Genomic DNA, 16,094 nt, shown 5'->3' with positions numbered 1-16,094 from the left:
GCTCGGACCGGGAACCGGGACCGGTGGCTCACCCGGTGGGCCCGAACGTGACGGTGAAGCCCTTGCAGTGGCTGCACTGCTGCATCACCTTGTTGCCCGGCACCTGGTCCTGCTTGGACCACGTGTAGGCCTTGGGGCACTTCGCGCTGAGCGCGCGGCTGTAGTCGGTGGGGGTGTCCCGGCTGGGGTTGGTGCACAGCATCGGCTTGCCGTCCGGCCCGCGCGTCAGATCGGCGGGCGGGCAGGAGGGCAGCAGGTTCGCCGCGCAGCCCCGCGTGTCGCAGCCCCCGCCGGGCGGAACCGTGGCGTTCACCGGAGTGATCGTGACCGGCAGCGAGAACGCGTTCACGTAGCTCACGTCGTACCAGGGAGCGGCGCCGTCCTTGCTGTCGAAGTTGAACTCCGCCAGACTGGCCGGTTGTTCGCCCGTCGTGCAGTGGTCGGAGAACGGGCCGCAGTCGCCCACCCGGCAGTGGAAGGTGCTGCCGGAGGCGCCACCGCATCCTTGCCGTGCGAAGAACTTTCCACGCCAGTGGAACGGGGCGGCCGTCTCGGGGATCGTCACCGTCGCCGACTGCCCGGGCGCCAGGACCGGTAGCCGGGTGAACTGTTTCGATCCGTCGGCGTTGACGCCGCTTCCGATCCACAGGTTCTGCGGGGAGTGATTCACGAACGTCACCGTGTGGTTGACCGCCGCGGCCGTCGCTGTTGTACCCGTCGCTGCCGAGCCCGTTGCCGTCGCACCCGTTGCCGTGCCTGCGCTCGGCAGTACCGCGGTCAGTGCGGCAGCGGCAATCGCGACGAACAGCCTGGTCAGGAACCTGCGCATGACTTCTCCTTTCCGCTCAGCAGGTCAGGTCGGTGCCGGGGGAGGTGCCGAGGAGCCGTGCGAACCCCTGGTACAGGTTGACCCTGTCCTGCATCTCGGCGGTGTTCCTGCCGTTGCACTCCACGGCGCCGTTGATGCTGCGGATCGTCTGACCGAAACCGGCGCCGGTGACGATCGCCCGGTGTGCCGTCATGGAGCCGGGTCCGGACTGGGTGTTCCAGTACCAGAGTGCGGTCTTCCACGAGACCTCGGGATTGGTCTGGACCAGATGGGGGTTGTGGAGCAGGTCGATGTGCAGGGCGTCCCCTGCCGCCTTGTAGTTGAAGTTCCAGCTGAGCTGGAGCGGCCCCCGTCCGTAGTAGGCCGCGCGTCCCGCCGGGCACCCGTAGGGCCGGGCGGCGTCGCAGTACGTCGGGTAGTTGGCGGTGTTCTGCTCCACGACGTAGCGCAGGCCGCCGGTCTCATGGCTGACGTTCGCCAGGAACGCTGCCGCCTCCCGTCGCTGGAGCGCGTCGTTTCCGGTGTGTGCGAAGCCGGGGTAGGCGCTCATCGCGCCGACCAGCGCCTCGTAGGTGTAGAACTGGTTCCTGTTCGGGAACATCCGGCCGAACTGGGCCTTGCTCACGACGAAGCCGGCCTGGCCCGAGGCCGTCGCCGGTGCCACTCCGGCCTTCGACTCGGCGGAGGTGGCGGCGGGTGTGCCGGCGGGGGTGGAGGTGGCGGCGGTGGCGGAGGTGGGCAGGATGATCGCCGATACGGCTGCCGCTGCCGCGGCGATCCTCAGGGCTGAGCGTCGAAGGGGCATGCAGGGCCTTCCTCGCGTGGTGACGGTGGCGGGTTCCCGTCTGCGTGGCGGACGAGCGCCGATCGCGCAGCGGTGACCGCGCCGGGGCTGCCGGACGATCGTCCGGCAGCGGGATCCGCGGAGACATCCGTGAGCCTCACTGAGATCCCGGACCGCCGTACGGCGTCGGGCCCCGCCCGATCGGTGATCCGGGCGTGACGTGCGCGACGTTTGGCACCCCTCCTGATCCGGTTAGGGTCATGTACATGCTGATTCGGCAGATGGTCGGCGTGACCGGACGGGAAGCCGAACGAGCCGTGCTGGAGGGCCTGGTCGCCGACGTCGCGGCCGGCCGCGGGGGCAGCCTGCTCGTCGAGGGCGAACCCGGCATCGGCAAGTCCGCGTTGCTCGCCGCACCGCTCGCCGCGGCCGGAGCCGCCGGATGCGAGGTGCTGTTCGGGCAGTGCGACGAACTGGGGCAACGGCTTCCGCTCTCGGCCATGACACGGCTCCTCGGCGTGCCCCCGCGATCGTCCGATCCACGGCACGCGCAGGCCGCACCGCCGCGTCGACGACCACCGGACCGCGCGGGCCGGGACCCGCATCCCGGCGGCGCCGATCCGATGGCGGCCGCCACCGAACAGCTGCTGGCCCGGGTCGACCGGCTGTGCGCGTCCGGGCCGGTGGTCCTGGCCCTGGAGGATCTCCAATGGGCCGACGAGGCAACCCTGTTGATGTGGCGTAGCCTCTGCCGAAGCGCGGCTCAGCGGCCGCTGCTGGCCATCGGGACCTGCCGACCGGTGCCGCGCCGCCCAGCCCTGACGCGACTGCGTTGGGAACTCCGTCCCCGGGGCGGGCGGGTGCTCTCACTCGGCGGCCTGAGTGAGGCGAGCGTGTCGGAGCTGGTGGGTGTGCTGGCCGGAGGGACCCCCGGGCCACGGCTCGCCGCACGGCTCGGCTCGGCGGCCGGAAACCCGCTGTACGTCCGGGAGTTGCTGGGCGCCCTGGTGCGCGGCGGATCCCTGGACCGCGCCGCCGGCACGGTGGAGCTGCCCGCGGACGGCCGCGACACGGGGGAGCTGCAGGCCCTCACGGACGTCGTCGCGGACCGGCTGGCCGCTCTCTCGGCCGGGGCCCAGCGGGTGCTGCGCACCGCGTCGTTGCTCGGGCCCGAGTTCTCGGTGGCGGATCTGACGGCCGCGGCGGGAGGCGCCGGCCTCCTCGCGGTGGTGGAGGAGGCTCTGAGCGCGGGCGTGCTGGAGTCGGCCGGGTCCCGGCTGCGGTTCCGCCACGCCGTGCTGAAGGAGGTGCTCCACGAGACCATCCCGTCCGCCCTGCGCGCGGGGCTGCGGCGGCACGCGGTACGGGAGTTGGTCGCCGCCGGGGCGCCGGTCGAGCGCGTGGCCGAGCTGATCCTCCCCGCCGTGCGGGAAGGAGCGGACGGCTGGGAGTGGGAATGGCTCGCCGACAACGCGGCGCGCCTGGTCCACCGGGCCCCGGTGATCGCCGCCGAGCTGCTCGAACACGCCCTGCGGCGGACGGACGCGGACTGTCCGAGGCGTCACGTGCTGGCCAACCGGTTGGCGGCGCTCTACTTCCGCACGGGCCGCGCCGACCGGGCCGGGGAGCTCGCCCGCAGCATCCTGCTGGCGACCTCGGACCGTGAACTCGTTGGCCGGGCCCGATGGTTGCTCACCAGCATCGCGCTGCGGGCCGGCCGCTACCAGGACGTGGAGGCGAACTGGCACGCGGCTCTCGGCGACCCGCGGCTCGCGCCGCCATGGCGGGCAGGACTGCTGGCCCTGCTCGCCACCGCCCGGGGCTTCCAGGGCCGGCTCGTCGCGGGCCGTGCGGCGATGAGCGTCGCACTGGCCGAAGGGGTGCGGCTCGACAACGCCACCACCGTCGGTTACGCCCTGAACGCGGCCGCCCTGATCCGCAGCCGGGAGGGTGACCAGGGCGGTGCGCTGGTCCTGGCCGACCGCGCGCTCGCGCGGATCGGCGACGACCGCGAACTCGTCGACCTGCGGCTCATGTTGCTGGGCCACCGGGCGGTGGCACTGGACAGCCTGGGCCGCCCGCGGGAGGCGGAGGAGTCGCTGGCGCACGCCCGTGCCCTCGCCGAGCGGACCGGACCGGTGCTGCTCTCGATGAGCCTGGTCAGGATCGCCGAGCGGTACTACGAGCACGGTCGCTGGGACGACGCGCAGACGGTCCTGGACGAGGTCACCGACCTTCCGCAGGGCCGCTGGCAACTCGCCCGGCACGGCCTGCGGGCCCTGATCGACGCCCGGCGGGACCGCCTGCAGGAGGCAGCCGGGCATCCGCAGGCCCCGGACACCGAGGTCGCGCCGCCGACCTGGCCCGTGGCGGCCTCGTACCGGATCGTGGCCCGCAGCCTCGCCCTCGAACGGACGGGCCGACCCCGCGAGGCCCTCCAGGTGCTCGCGGCGCTGCTGGCCCCCGCGTACGAGTACGACACCAGGAGGCATCCGGAGTGGCTGGTCGGCCTGGTCCGCCTGGCGCTCGCCGTGGACGACCGGCACACGGCACGGACCGCGGCGCTCGAAAGCCGGCGGCACGCCCACATCGAACCGTTGCCCGCCACGCGGGCCGCCGCCCAGTGGTGCCGCGCACTGCTGCACCACGACCCGGCCCGGCTGCTCGCCGCGATCGACCACCACCGCACCGTGGGCCGGCTCCCGGACCTGGCAAACGCCCTCGAAGACCTCGCCGTGCTCCGGGCCGCGTCCGGCGACCGCGACGCGGCCCGGGCCGCGTTCGGCGAGGCCCTCGCGCTCTACGCCGAGCTGGGCGCGGTCTGGGACGCGCGCCGCGCCGCCGCCCGCATGCGCCCTTGGGGAGTGCGGGCCGGGATCCGGGGACCGCGCTCCCGGCCAGCCTCGGGCCGGGACGCGCTGACCGTGACGGAGCAGCGCGTGGCCGAACTGGTCGTGCAGGGGCTGTCCAATCCCGACATCGCCGCGATGCTGCTGCTCTCGCGCCGCACGGTGGAGACCCATGTCTCCCACATCCTCGGCAAGCTCGGTGTCCGCTCGCGCCGCGAGGTCGCCGCAGTGACCGCGGGCACTGCGGGTACTGCGGGCACCGGGGGCACCGGGGTGGAGTCGCCGGGCCGCGCTCCGGTGACCGTTCGCGGGGCACGCTCCGCGCCGGCCCCGTCCGCGCGGCCGGGAAGTCGACCGAGCCCCTCTCGGAACCGCAGCTGACCCCGGCACCTGCGGGGAGGACGCCGGACTGGCCGGGGGGCGTAATCCCACGGGCTTACGTCGCGCACGAGGTTTCGCCGCCGGGCCGATGCCGGGAAGGTGCCGGCCACGGCACGGTGGTCCCATGGCTCGCACGGAGAAACTCACGACACATCAGCAACGCTCACAGATCAAGCGGTTGGCCTCCGGGGTGGCCGCGCTGTGCCTGGCCTCGGTCATCGCGGGGCTGCTGCCGGCGCCCGCCTCCGCGGCCGACGTGGCCGACGTGGCCGACGTGGCCGACGCGGCCGGTCCGACGGCGGGCGGCGACGGCTACAGTGCGCAGATCCGCCGGACCGAGTACGGCATCCCGCACATCCAGGCCCACGACTTCGGCGGCCTCGGGTACGGCTACGGCTACGCCTTCGCCCAGGACAACCTGTGCGAACTCGCCGACCAGGTCGTGACCCTGCGGGGCGAGCGCTCCCGCTTCCTCGGCCCCGACGCGTTCTACCAGGGCAGGACCACCAACCTGGAGAGCGACACCTACCACCAGGGCCTGCGGCAGGCCGGCACCGTCCGGCGCCTGCTCGACCGGCCGGCCCCGCTCGGCCCGACGGCCGAGCTGCGGCAGATGGTCGAGGGCTACGCGGCAGGCTACAACCGCTACCTGCACGACACCGGCGTGGAGCGCCTGCCGGACGCCTCCTGCCGGGGCCAGGCCTGGGTCGGTCCGATCACCGCCGAGGACATCTGGAGCCTGGTCTACGAGCTGAACACCAGCTCGGGGACCAGCAGCCTCCAGCAGTCCATCGCCACCGCGATCCCGGGCGCCCAGGCCGAGCCCTCGGCGGCCCCCGACGCCGCGGCCGCGCCGGCCGGGGGCCCCGGGCACGGCCCGGACCTCGGCAGCAACGGTTGGGCACTCGGCCGGGACGTCACGCAGAACCAGGACGGGATGCTGCTGGCCAATCCGCACCTGCCCTGGTCCGGCGGCATGCGCTTCTACCAGGTGCAACTGACCATCCCGGGGGTCATGGACGTCTCGGGCGCGGGCCTCTACGGCACGCCGGTGGTGGAGATCGGCCACACCCGGGGGCTCGCCTTCACCGAGACCTCCAGCTTCGCGGACCATGCGACCCTGTACCGACTCCCGCTGGTGCCCGGCGACCCGACCAGCTACCTGGTGGACGGCAAGGCCGTACCGATGGACAGGAGGGACGTCCGGGTCACCGTCCGCGCCGCCGACGGCACGCTGTCGACCGTGAGCCGCACCCTCTACAGCTCCCGTTTCGGCCCGGTGCTGGCCGACCACTGGTCGGGCACCTACGCGTACGCCGTCCGCGACGCCAACGCCGAGAACCTGCGCTCGATGAACCAGTGGTTGGCGCTCGACCGGGCGCAGAGCCTCGGCGAGCTGAAGCAGGCGGCGAACACCTACCAGGGCGATCCGTGGAACTACACGGTCGCCACCGATGCCACCGGGGAGACGTACTTCACCGACGCCTCCAACGTGCCGCACGTGACCGACGAGCAGCTCGAGCAGTGCCGCCTGCCCGAGCTGCACGACCTGCCGACCCTCCTGGACGGCTCGACGGCGGCCTGCGACCCGGGCAGCGACCCGGACGCGGTGGTGCCCGGCATCTTCGGCCCCGCGAACCACCCCGAGCTGGCGCGGACCGACTACGTCGCCAACTCCAACAACAACCCGTACCTCGCCAACGCGAGCGCCCCGCTCACCGGCTACCCGAGCATCTACGGCACCGACCGCGGGCTGGCGCCACGCCCCCAGCTCGGGCTGCAGATGATCGCCGACCGGCGGGACGGCAGCGACGGGCTCGGTGCTCCGGGCTTCACCCTGCCCAGCCTGCAGGCGACCATGTTCGGCGACCGCAACCACGGCGCGGAGCTCGGCCGGGACGACGTGGTCGCGATGTGCCGGGCCAACCCCGTCCTGCCCGCCGGCGACGGCAGCCCGGTCGACGTCGGCGCAGCCTGCGACGTGTTGGCCGGGTGGAGCACGCGGGACGACGCGGACGGTCACGGTGCCGTCCTCTGGGAGAGGTTCTACCGCGGGCTGTTCCGGCACTACGTGGACCCCTTCGTGCGGGTGCCGTACGACCCCGCCCAGCCGCTCACCACCCCGCGCGGTATCAAGGGCGACAGCGTCACCGCCCGACACGCCCTGGCCGACGCCGTCCAGCAGCTCGCGAAGGACGGGACGGCCCTGGACGCCACCATCGGCGACGTCCAGCGGTGGGCAGGTATACCACTGCACGGTTGCGACGGGACCGAGGGCTGCTTCAACGCCGTCGAGGCCTCCGCCACCTCGGGCACCACCGGCGCCGTCCGGCCGGCCGACCTCACCGACGCGTACGGCACCGGCTTCGTCATGGCCACCGAACTGACGCCCGCGGGCCCGCACACCCGCACCCTGCTCACCTACGGAGAGTCCGTGAACCCCGGATCGCCGCACTACACCGACCAGACCGCGCTGTTCTCGAAGAAGCGCTGGGTCACCGAGCGGTACACCGAGGCCGAGATCAAGGCCGACCCGTGCCTGCAGATCACCAGGCTGCACCGCTGAGATCGCCGGTGCAGCTCCCGGTGTGCCCGCCGCTGTTCTGGCCGAGGCTGCCGTGCACCACGCGGCCCGTCCGAGCGTTCGAGCTCGCCGGAACGGTGCCTGCCTGGAGCCGGCGCTGTTCCCGGCAGGGGCGGCACATCCGAGAGCGTGGTGCCGGGTGGCCGACCGGGATGGTGAACTGGTCGGCCACGCCACGTTCGCCCGGGAGTTCTCCACCTGGCAGGCGGCCGAATTCGTCCATCTGGACTGCCTGTTCGTCACCGAGCGGCATCGGGGCATCGCGAGGCGCTCGGCAGGTCCCGGGGCGGGTTGACGACCAAGGTCCACCTGGGTCGACGGCCGGGGTCTGCCGCTGTCGATCGTGCTCAGTGCCGGGAACACCACGGACTGCACCATGTTCTCGTCCGTGATGGACGCGATCCGCGTCCCGCGACCCGGTGCCGGCCGGGTGGGCATTGCGGCACGGATCCTCCGGCTCAGGGCGGGCGACTGATCGCCAGGTTCAGTCCGAGTTGAACCACACCAGCACGGCGGGCCCGTCCGGCGTGATCACCGGCACCCATGCCTCGTCGGCCTCACGGATTCGGCTCTCGTCCAGCCGCAGCGCGTGCGGCTCCTCGGCGGTCCCGTCGCATGCCCAGTACCGGATGGCGCGGATGATCTCGCGCAGCCTGCCCCGCTCGTCATCCGGCCACGGGTAGTTCCAGGTGCCGGCTCCACGGAAGTGCTTCTCGAACAGCTCGCGCAACGAGTCCAGCTCATCAGGGCCGAACAGCGGCACCAGGAAGCCCTCGACCTGCCCGTGCCGGCAGGCGGTTCCGCCGTATTGCTGCTGGTAAATGACTCCCGTCTTCGCCTCGACCATCACATACAGCCAGCCACCGGCACTGCTGCCATCAGGGTCGAGGAAGACGAAGCGTCGAGAGCTCATGGCAGCAGTTTTCCGGCTGCCGTCCACGAGTTCAACGACGTTTCCCAACAGCCTCAAGCAAGATCGACTATGTTGCGGTGTCATGAGAGGCAGAGACCAGTCGGTGGACATTGCTGGACTCGATGGTGCCTGGAACAGGTCGTGGCCCAAGTGCCCGCCGGAGGCCCGCCGTCTGCGTCACCAATTCCCAGAGCGCTGGGTCCGATTCCATGCTCTCCCGGAGGGCAAGAGGTATGCGACCTCGGACGCCGAGCACGCCGAGATCCTGCGGCGTCACCACGCGCTACTGGAGGATCTCCTCGGCGACGTCGCGGTCGGCGGCGGAGGATTGGTGGCGATCACCTGCTCCTGGTCCGCGACCGGTGCCCCGACTCCGCGAGACGCTGCGGTCGCGGCCACCACACCCGGGGCCACGCACTGGCGGAGCGATGACCTGGCCATCGAGCCAGGCTTCCACTCATGGCAGCACCACTACGTCTCCGCGACGGACCTGCACGATCCCGCACTGGACCGGCTACTGCTGTGCGTGGCCGACGACATGACCGCCGGCGTCATTCTGACCGAAGCCGTCTGTGCCTGGGCTGTCCATCCCTATGACGGTGGCGTGGATATTTTCACCGAGAGCACCGAGGTGCGCGACCGACTCGCCGGCAGACATGCCGAGTGGCTGCCATCGACGCGGCAGGGGACGTGAGCTGCAACGGCGTCAGGAAGTTGAGGCTGACCCTTGGCGGCCGGCCGAACCGGTGTGGTTCCTCGGCGAGGAGCCGCACCGGTGGCAGCCGTGCCGGAGGGGGCCGGCCCGGGCCCGGTGCGGGTGCCGTCCTCGCGCCCTGCGGCTTCCGTGCCCGCGCCCTGCGGCTTCCGTGCCCGGGCCCTGCGGGTTCCGTGCCCGGGCGGGTCTGCTTCAGCCGGCCTTCCAGGCAAGGGGCTTGTTGTCCTTGTCGAGCCACACGAGGTACTGGAGGGGCTTGTCGGCCGGGGCGAGGTAGATGGCGCACTCGTGGTCGCTCTGGCCCTTGACGAAGTCCTTGCCGCCGTGGGGGACGTCGCTCTCGCACTTCGGGAAGGCGCTGAGCAGGTCGACCTTGCGGGCTTGGGCGGTGTCGCTGACCATGGCGCGCAGGCGCAGGTTGAAGTAGGGCTCGTAGATCCCGTTGCCACCGGTGTGGGTGTAGGTGACGCGCACGTAGTACGGCGTCTTGCCGGCCATGTCCTCCGGCTTGAGGAAGTCGGCGAGGTCGGTGATGTCGCCCTTGACCACGCTGGTGGGGCCGATGCTGAGGGAGATGTCGCCCTTCTGGCTGTCGGTGAAGGTGCCGTTCGCGGTCCCGGTCGGCGGGAGGGCGTCGGCGAAGCGGCTCGGGGCCGTCGGGGTGGCGGTCGGCGCGGCGGCGGTGATGGTGGGCAGTGCGGTGGCGGCCGTCGAGGGCGAGGCGGTGCCCGGGCTCACGGTGGTGGTGGGTGCCGCGCCGGTGGGTGTCGCGCCGGTGGGGTTGTCGCTGTTGTCGGGGCCGCAGGCGGTCAGGAGGAGGGCCAGCGCGGCGGCGGCCGGGATGGCCGCGGAACGGAGTACGGATGCGGAGCGCAAGGGAAATCCCCCGGGGAGAATCACGGTCGGCCCAGCCGAGGTGGATGTCCCTCGTCGGTGCGGGCGAGCCTGGCGGCGGCCGCGTCGTGCGGCCCTCAGGGATCCTCCACCGGATTGCCCGGGCGCCACATGAGTACGCGTACTCACCTTCGGCACGCACCGGAACCTCCGCTGTCGATGCCCGGGGACACGGATCAGCGACTTCACACGGCCCGCGACGCCGGAGAGCCCCAGGCCCAGCAGGAGGCGGCCCGCCGCCCGGAGGGCAGCGGGGCCGTCGAGGCAGTTGCTGTCAAACGCGGTTCGCTCAGCGGTGGTTGACGCTGGGTGCGGCCTCGCGGGTCATCCGTACGTTCGGCAGTCTTCCTTGCCAGAGCTCTCGCTCGCCCGTGATCTTGAATCCGTGGCGCTGGTAGAAGCGGACCGCGCTGTCGTTGTAGTCGGTGGCCCACAGACAGATGGGTGCGGCTGCGGCCCAGGTGAGGAACTCGGTCATCATGCGGCCGCCGAGTCCCTGGCCCTGGACGTGGTTCAGCAGGTACATCGGTCCGAGGGTGACCACCTCGCTGCGGCGCCCGCAGAGAACGCCGACGATCTCGGTTCCGGAACGGACGACACGGCAGAACAGCAGGTCCGGTTGCTGGTTCGCTGCCTCGATGAACTCCCGCCACTGGCTGATGCCTTCCGCGGTGGCTGACGAGCCGCGGTGCGCACGGATCCAGTCCTCGTCGATCCCCGCCTCCGGGTTGGGGTAGGTCTGCAGCCAAGCCCTCAGCAGCAACGGCCCCAACCGCGCGGAGTCGTCGGGACGAGCAGCTTCGATCACGTAGGTCATGGTGACGATCCTCACCGATCATCCGCTGCTTCGGGGCGCCCGGTCGGAAGATCGTGAAGTGCCTGGTACCGGACGAGCGGTGGGAGCTGTTCCAGCCGGTGGTGCCGGCGGCGCCGACCCGCCCCCGGGGCGACGGGTGGGCGGGGTCGGCACCGATGGAACATCGAGCGGCACCGGTGGAAACATCGAGCGGCACCGACGAGCCGGAGCCGTCAGCGAGGAACTCGTCGTCCCAGCCCGTTCACCGCCGCAGTGCTCAGGGTGCCGAGCTGGTCGCCGGGTTGTACAGGTCGACCATCGTGCGTACGGGGAGCGGCAGCCAGTCGCCGGTCGACGGGGTGCGGGAGAGCAGTTCGAGGACCTCGGTGGCCGTCGGACGGCGCCGGGGATCGTGGTCGAGGCACCCGGTGATGACGTCGACGAACCGGGAGGGCAGCAGGCTGAGGGCGGACGTCAGGGATTCGCCGTCCGGGAGTGGCACGGCTCCGGCGGCGTGGCACAGCACCATGCCGAAGGCGTAGAGATCCACGGCATGCGTGATCGATCCGCCGGTGAGCTGTTCCGGGGCGAGGAACCCCTGGGTGCCGACAACGTAGTTGGTACTGGTGAGTCCGGTGCTGTCGAGGGCTCGGGCGATGCCGAAGTCGATGATGCGGGGTCCTGCGCCGGAGATGATGATGTTGCCGGGCTTGAGGTCGCGGTGGATGATGCCGCAGGCATGGATGCGTTCGAGTGCTTCGGAGACGCCGACCGCGAGGGTGTGCAGGGTCCTCGGGGGCAGGGCCTCTTGTTGCCTGAGAACGTCGTGCAGGGACGGCCCGGGGATGTACTCGGTGGCCAGCCATGGCGGGTCGCCGTGGGGGTCCGCGTCGACCACTGACGCGGTGTGGAACCCGCCGACGAGACTCGCGGCTTCGATCTCGCGGGCGAACCGCCTCCGGAAGGTCGAATCCTCGGCGAGTTCCGACCGGATGACCTTGACCGCGACCAGACGATGCCCGGGCGAGCGGCCGAGATAGACCGTGCCCATCCCGCCCTGCCCCAGCACCGCCGTCAGGCTGTATCGGCCGATACGGCGAGGATCGTCCGGGCGCAACGGACGGTGCCCGGGGGCCAGTCCGGCCCGTACGGGTGGCTGCCGTGTGCCACGCGCCCCTCCGTTTCCGCCGGCCGGGACGATGAGGTTCTCATGCCGGTCGGCGCCGACCTGCTTCGCAGCCGGGCCCGGGACGGAGGTGCGCGGTGCGGCCGCCTTGCACTCGACGCGGTGGACCAGGACACCCCACCGGGCGGTGTCCCGGTCGAACGCACCACGCAGGGCCGCGATGATCTCCTCTCGGGAGGTCAGGACCTGCTCCAGGTCCATGCCGTCGACCGCGCCGCGCAACGTGGCGACCGCGAGCTGCTCGATTGCCTGGACGTAACTGGTGACGTCGTAGGTCGCGGCCCTCGCATCGGACACCCGGTAGGAGACGGCGATGTCGATGTCGACGCACCGGTTGTCCTGCGTGACCACCTGCTGCTGCGGCACCTCCATGACCTGTTCACGCAGGTCGACCCGGAAGCGAAGAGTGTCGACGAACGGGATGACGAAGTTCAGACCGGGCGTGAGCGTACGGGTGTAGCGCCCGAAGCGCTCCACGATGGCAGCGCTGGCCTCCGGCACGGTCTGACACGCTTTGACCAGGGCAATGAAGACCAGCACCACCAGAATGACCAGAACGATTAAGACCGGTTCCACAGCGCCTCTCCCACCCCTCCGGCTCCCCGACCCTGACACCGGTTCGCACCGGTCAGCAGTCTTCCAGATCCACCCTGTGACGGACCCGCGTTCACCACCACCGAGGGACGGGGCCGCCCAGGACGTCGCCGCCGGCCGCCGACACCGCGCCAGGGCCACGATGCAACGGGCGGCCCGCCCCCGCCGTCGCGGACACACCCGGCAGGCCTGCGGTCCTGACCGCTCGCGGTGGCCCTACGTCGCCATCATGTGCCGGTTCACAGTGCGATCACGCTGACGGCGCTGCCCGGGCAGGGCGGTTGAGCGGTCCCTGCCGGTGACGGCGAGCGCAGGTGGTGTGGCGAGCGCGGTGTGAAGCGCCCGGCGAGTGCCGGGGGGTGCCCAGGTCGGCGTGGTCGGCCGGTGCCAGGGCCCGCCGGATCGGCTCCGCGGCGCATCCGGATGGTCGGCCCGGGCCGCGCTCGGCGCCCGTGGGCGGCCTCCTTCTCCACCCGTTTCTCCACCGGCCGTGCCGGCCGAACACCCGGGGCGGCGGCGGGACCCGTGCGTTCCGGGTCCCGGAAGCTGCGCCCGCCGTTGACCTGTGCCTCGGCCTCCATGGCGCCCGGAGCGCCGCCGTGGAAGGCCGTCGGCGTCAGACACCGTCCCTGTGGCCATCGCCGTGCGCGCCTCAGTGTGCCGGGAGGGTGTGCTCAGGCAGTGCGGCCACCGTGAGGGCGAGGGCCTCGTCCAGGCTCGCGGAGTGTGCGACGACGTCTCCCCTGTTCCGCACGACGTACCGTCCGTCAGGCCGTGGATCGATCGAGTACCCGACCCGGGTGTACGGGTACTGGACGCGGGTGGAGAACCAGAGCATGAAGTGGCTGGTGACCGGCATCAGCTGACGGAGCTCCGGCCGGGCGTGGGCCGCCTCCAGGAGCGCGAGGCTGTGGGGGTTGCCGCCCCACGGCGACAGGCGGTGGGAGTCGATCATGTGCCACCAGGCCAGTTCGACCGGGTCGAGCGGCTCGCGCTCGTGGGCGAGGGCCCAGTCCCCGCACCGGATGAACGGGGCGAGCGCCCTGGTCCGTTCCAGATTCGCGCCGCCGATCCAGGCAGCCGCGACCCTGACCGTGGCGGTCAGCTCCGCAGTCGATCCGGCGGCGAGCCAGGCGCCTTTCCGGTGGAGGCGCACCCAGTAGCCGCGCCCGTCGCGGAGGAGGTGCACGACCACGCGCCGGCCGCCGTCGCTGAACTCCGCACGGCGTTCCCAGGTGTCCTCGGGCGCGGGGAGGGAGAGGCCGAGCCGGACGGCCGTGCGGCTCAGGGCGTCCACGAGGGGGCCGTCGGTTTCCGGTCGGTGGTGCGGCGCGGGGTCGGGGACGAGGTCCGGGGAGGAGGGGGTCATGGCCCCAGTCTGCCGGTGGACGGGGGCGCCGATCCAGGCATTTCGCATGCCCGTCGAGGGCGGCGTCAGCTCTCTTGCCCTGTGCCCTTGCGGCAGCCGCGCTCGGACGGATGCACGTCGCTCGACACCCGTGGGGGACCAACGGATGGCATCAGCCGCCGAAACCGTCGAGGCGTCTTCGGCTGCCTGCTCCCCGTCGTTCCCGCCGTCGTGGGCGTCGTGGTGTGGGACCGGTACCAGCCCCGGCGACAGCACCCCGGCTACTGGGCACTGCGCGGTATTCCCGGCACGGGGCGCGCCGGCGCCGGAAAACCGGTGCGGGCAGTGCCACCGGAACCGGCGCCCACACCACCCGCGCCCGCACCCACAAGTGGGGATGTGTCCCCGGTTTGATAGAGTCGAGCCATCAACCGGGGAGCTATCCCCGATTACAGGGGGAACGCGCATGCCTGCTCCGACACTCCAGGAACTCTCTCCCGCAGGTCTCGACGTCACCGTCGACCCGTACCCCGTCTACGCGGCACTCCGCGAGCAGGGGCCGGTGCACCGGATACTCGTCCCGGGAACCGGCGAGACGTGGCTGGTCGTCGCCCGCGACGAGGCCCGCGCCGCCCTCACTGACCCCCGGCTGAGCAACGACATCCGGCACTCCTCCTCATGGGCCGACGACGGCGGCCACGCCCTCGGGGTCAACATGCTCCAGAGCGACGCGCCCCAGCACACCCGGCTGCGCGGGCTGGTCGCCCGGGAGTTCACGGCCGGCCGGATCCGGGCGCTGCGCCCCCGCATCCAGGAGGTCGCCGACACACTGCTCGACGCGCTGACCGGCGCGCGCTCCGTCGACCTCGTCGCCTCCTACGCGCTGCCACTGCCGATGACCGTCATCTGCGAACTGCTCGGCGTACCGGCGGCGGACCACGACAGCTTCCACACCTGGTCCACCGAACTGGTCGCGCCCAGCTCCCCGGAAGCCGCCGGCGCGGCGGCCGGCGCCATGACCGGCTACCTCACGGCCCTCATCGAGGAACGCCGGGCCGACCCGCGCGGGGACCTGCTCAGCGCGCTCGTCACCACGCCGGCCGACGGGCTCTCCGCCGAGGAACTGCTGGGAATGGCCTTCCTCCTGCTCGTCGCGGGCCACGAGACCACCGTGAACCTCATCTCGGGCATGGTGCTCTCCCTCCTCGCCCACCCCGAGCAACTCGCCGCCCTGCGCGCCGATCCCGGGCTCGTCGACGGCGCGATCGAGGAGACCCTGCGCTACGACGGCCCGGTGGAAACCGCGGCCTTCCGCTTCGCCGCCGAACCGGTGAGGATCGGCGACACCACCGTCCCGGCGGGTGACAGCGTCCTCGTCTCCCTCGCCGCAGCCTCACGCGACCCGCGCCACTACCCCGACCCGGACCGGTTCGACATCCACCGCGACCGCGCGCCGGGAGGCCACCTCGCGTTCGGCCACGGCATCCACCACTGCCTCGGCGCCCCCCTCGCCCGCGTCGAAGCCGCCATCGCACTCCGCGCCCTGATCGAGCGCCACCCCCGCCTCGTCCTCGACGCCGACCCGGCTGACCTCGTGCGGCGGCCGAGCACCATGCTGAGGGGGCTGACGAGCCTGCCGGTGCGGCTCCAGGCGTGAACGACCACGTCCCGGCCGCCTGGAGCGGTCGGGGGGGCGGCATCGCCACGGTCGACGGCGCACTCGACCTCGCCCGGCAACCCACCTCTCCACGTCCGGTCAGTCCCCTTCCGTTCGGCGCGTGATCACGGGCAACGTCCGCGTCCGGCTCGCCGACCGGACGGTTCGGTCGTAGCAGCTCGGGCAGCCGTGACGGGCGAGGTCCGGCGGGTACCGGTGCGGGCCCGGACGGCCGCCACGGGTCCACGACCGTGCCCGCCGTGTCGAGTCCGCAGACCGTCACCGCACCTGGGTCCCGTCCTGGCCCGGCGGGCGGCCGCGACCGGCCCGTACACCTCGACCACGCTCCTCGGCACGGGCTGGTGACGATCCGCGAGAAGCCCCGGAGCCGATCCGTTCCGCCGACTCGCCCGGTCCGGTGAGAGCTCAGGGGAAGGCGGGAGCGGAGAGAGCGGCGGGTACACCGTCGGCTTGTGGTGTGACCGGCCGTTCCCGGTTCCGCCGGCCGGCGGGCTGACCACTGACCGGCTGCCCGGGTGAGAGAGCCGCCGTCGCACGCCCTCG

The 16,094-nt window shown here is 72.2% G+C and carries 11 protein-coding genes and 3 pseudogenes; 6 read left to right on the top strand and 8 right to left on the bottom strand.

Features of this window, described 5'->3' with window-relative positions; translation table 11 throughout:
* Positions 1 to 28: 28 nt before the first annotated feature.
* Positions 29 to 829: a thaumatin family protein gene (locus ACFV04_RS05310; protein ID WP_380526941.1), complete on the bottom strand. Its 801-nt coding sequence runs from the start codon at positions 827 to 829 to the stop codon at positions 29 to 31.
* Positions 830 to 845: 16 nt separating this feature from the next.
* Positions 846 to 1,634, bottom strand: a complete 789-nt coding sequence (locus ACFV04_RS05305) for a chitinase (protein ID WP_380526939.1) — start codon at positions 1,632 to 1,634, stop codon at positions 846 to 848.
* A gap of 245 nt (positions 1,635 to 1,879) precedes the next feature.
* Here ACFV04_RS05305 and ACFV04_RS05300 point away from each other — a divergent pair, with 245 nt between their 5' ends.
* The 4 genes and pseudogenes from ACFV04_RS05300 to ACFV04_RS05285 all read left to right on the top strand — a co-directional run.
* Entirely contained in the window at positions 1,880 to 4,843 is a 2,964-nt protein-coding gene (locus ACFV04_RS05300) for an AAA family ATPase (RefSeq protein WP_380526937.1), read from the top strand.
* Between the two features lie 124 nt (positions 4,844 to 4,967).
* Entirely contained in the window at positions 4,968 to 7,409 is a 2,442-nt protein-coding gene (locus ACFV04_RS05295; RefSeq protein ID WP_380526935.1) for a penicillin acylase family protein, read from the top strand.
* A gap of 157 nt (positions 7,410 to 7,566) precedes the next feature.
* Positions 7,567 to 7,722 (top strand): hypothetical protein, encoded by a 156-nt coding sequence (locus ACFV04_RS05290; protein WP_380526933.1) that lies wholly within the window; start codon positions 7,567 to 7,569, stop codon positions 7,720 to 7,722.
* A pseudogene (locus tag ACFV04_RS05285) lies at positions 7,668 to 7,857 on the top strand (transposase); the annotation flags it as partial. The gene ACFV04_RS05290 and the pseudogene ACFV04_RS05285, both read left to right, overlap by 55 nt.
* A gap of 54 nt (positions 7,858 to 7,911) precedes the next feature.
* Here the strand turns inward: ACFV04_RS05285 and ACFV04_RS05280 are convergent.
* The gene (locus tag ACFV04_RS05280) at positions 7,912 to 8,340 is read right to left on the bottom strand and encodes a DUF6210 family protein (RefSeq protein ID WP_380345247.1); all 429 of its coding nucleotides are present in this window, start codon (positions 8,338 to 8,340) and stop codon (positions 7,912 to 7,914) included.
* A gap of 103 nt (positions 8,341 to 8,443) precedes the next feature.
* Here ACFV04_RS05280 and ACFV04_RS05275 point away from each other — a divergent pair, with 103 nt between their 5' ends.
* Positions 8,444 to 9,034, top strand: coding sequence for a hypothetical protein (locus ACFV04_RS05275; RefSeq protein ID WP_380526931.1), 591 nt, complete (start codon positions 8,444 to 8,446; stop codon positions 9,032 to 9,034).
* Positions 9,035 to 9,247: 213 nt separating this feature from the next.
* Here the strand turns inward: ACFV04_RS05275 and ACFV04_RS05270 are convergent, their stop codons facing one another.
* From ACFV04_RS05270 to ACFV04_RS05250, 5 genes and pseudogenes are all read right to left on the bottom strand, one after another.
* Positions 9,248 to 9,931, bottom strand: a complete 684-nt coding sequence (locus ACFV04_RS05270) for a hypothetical protein (protein ID WP_380526930.1) — start codon at positions 9,929 to 9,931, stop codon at positions 9,248 to 9,250.
* A 307-nt stretch (positions 9,932 to 10,238) separates the two neighbouring features.
* The gene (locus ACFV04_RS05265) at positions 10,239 to 10,766 is read right to left on the bottom strand and encodes a GNAT family N-acetyltransferase (RefSeq protein ID WP_380526928.1); all 528 of its coding nucleotides are present in this window, start codon (positions 10,764 to 10,766) and stop codon (positions 10,239 to 10,241) included.
* Positions 10,767 to 11,022: 256 nt separating this feature from the next.
* Positions 11,023 to 11,817 (bottom strand): annotated as a pseudogene (locus ACFV04_RS05260) (serine/threonine-protein kinase); the annotation flags it as partial.
* A gap of 75 nt (positions 11,818 to 11,892) precedes the next feature.
* Positions 11,893 to 12,507 (bottom strand): annotated as a pseudogene (locus tag ACFV04_RS05255) (SPFH domain-containing protein); the annotation flags it as partial.
* Positions 12,508 to 13,177: 670 nt separating this feature from the next.
* Complete coding sequence (locus tag ACFV04_RS05250; protein ID WP_380526926.1) at positions 13,178 to 13,894, bottom strand: DUF6193 family natural product biosynthesis protein; 717 nt, start codon at positions 13,892 to 13,894, stop codon at positions 13,178 to 13,180.
* A 445-nt stretch (positions 13,895 to 14,339) separates the two neighbouring features.
* On the opposite strand from ACFV04_RS05250, the gene ACFV04_RS05245 reads away from it, so the two are divergent.
* Positions 14,340 to 15,530 carry a cytochrome P450 gene (locus ACFV04_RS05245; protein ID WP_380526924.1) on the top strand — a complete coding sequence of 397 codons (1,191 nt, stop codon included), beginning with the start codon at positions 14,340 to 14,342 and terminating at the stop codon, positions 15,528 to 15,530.
* The last annotated feature ends 564 nt before the right edge of the window (positions 15,531 to 16,094 follow it).

The organism is Kitasatospora sp. NPDC059599 (assembly GCF_042735125.1).
In the GTDB taxonomy this organism is placed as follows: domain Bacteria; phylum Actinomycetota; class Actinomycetes; order Streptomycetales; family Streptomycetaceae; genus Kitasatospora.
The sequence above is the reverse complement of the archived record's forward strand: the minus strand, read 5'-3'. Positions and strand labels throughout refer to the sequence as shown.

Bases quoted from the DNA above. Each gene is read 5' to 3' on its own strand.
- ACFV04_RS05310 (WP_380526941.1), bottom strand. From the start codon at position 829: ATGCGCAGGTTCCTGACCAGGCTGTTCGTCGCGATTGCCGCTGCCGCA.
- ACFV04_RS05305 (WP_380526939.1), bottom strand. From the start codon at position 1,634: ATGCCCCTTCGACGCTCAGCCCTGAGGATCGCCGCGGCAGCGGCAGCC.
- ACFV04_RS05300 (WP_380526937.1), top strand. From the start codon at position 1,880: ATGCTGATTCGGCAGATGGTCGGCGTGACCGGACGGGAAGCCGAACGA.
- ACFV04_RS05295 (WP_380526935.1), top strand. From the start codon at position 4,968: ATGGCTCGCACGGAGAAACTCACGACACATCAGCAACGCTCACAGATC.
- ACFV04_RS05280 (WP_380345247.1), bottom strand. From the start codon at position 8,340: ATGAGCTCTCGACGCTTCGTCTTCCTCGACCCTGATGGCAGCAGTGCC.
- ACFV04_RS05265 (WP_380526928.1), bottom strand. From the start codon at position 10,766: ATGACCTACGTGATCGAAGCTGCTCGTCCCGACGACTCCGCGCGGTTG.
- ACFV04_RS05250 (WP_380526926.1), bottom strand. From the start codon at position 13,894: ATGACCCCCTCCTCCCCGGACCTCGTCCCCGACCCCGCGCCGCACCAC.
- ACFV04_RS05245 (WP_380526924.1), top strand. From the start codon at position 14,340: ATGCCTGCTCCGACACTCCAGGAACTCTCTCCCGCAGGTCTCGACGTC.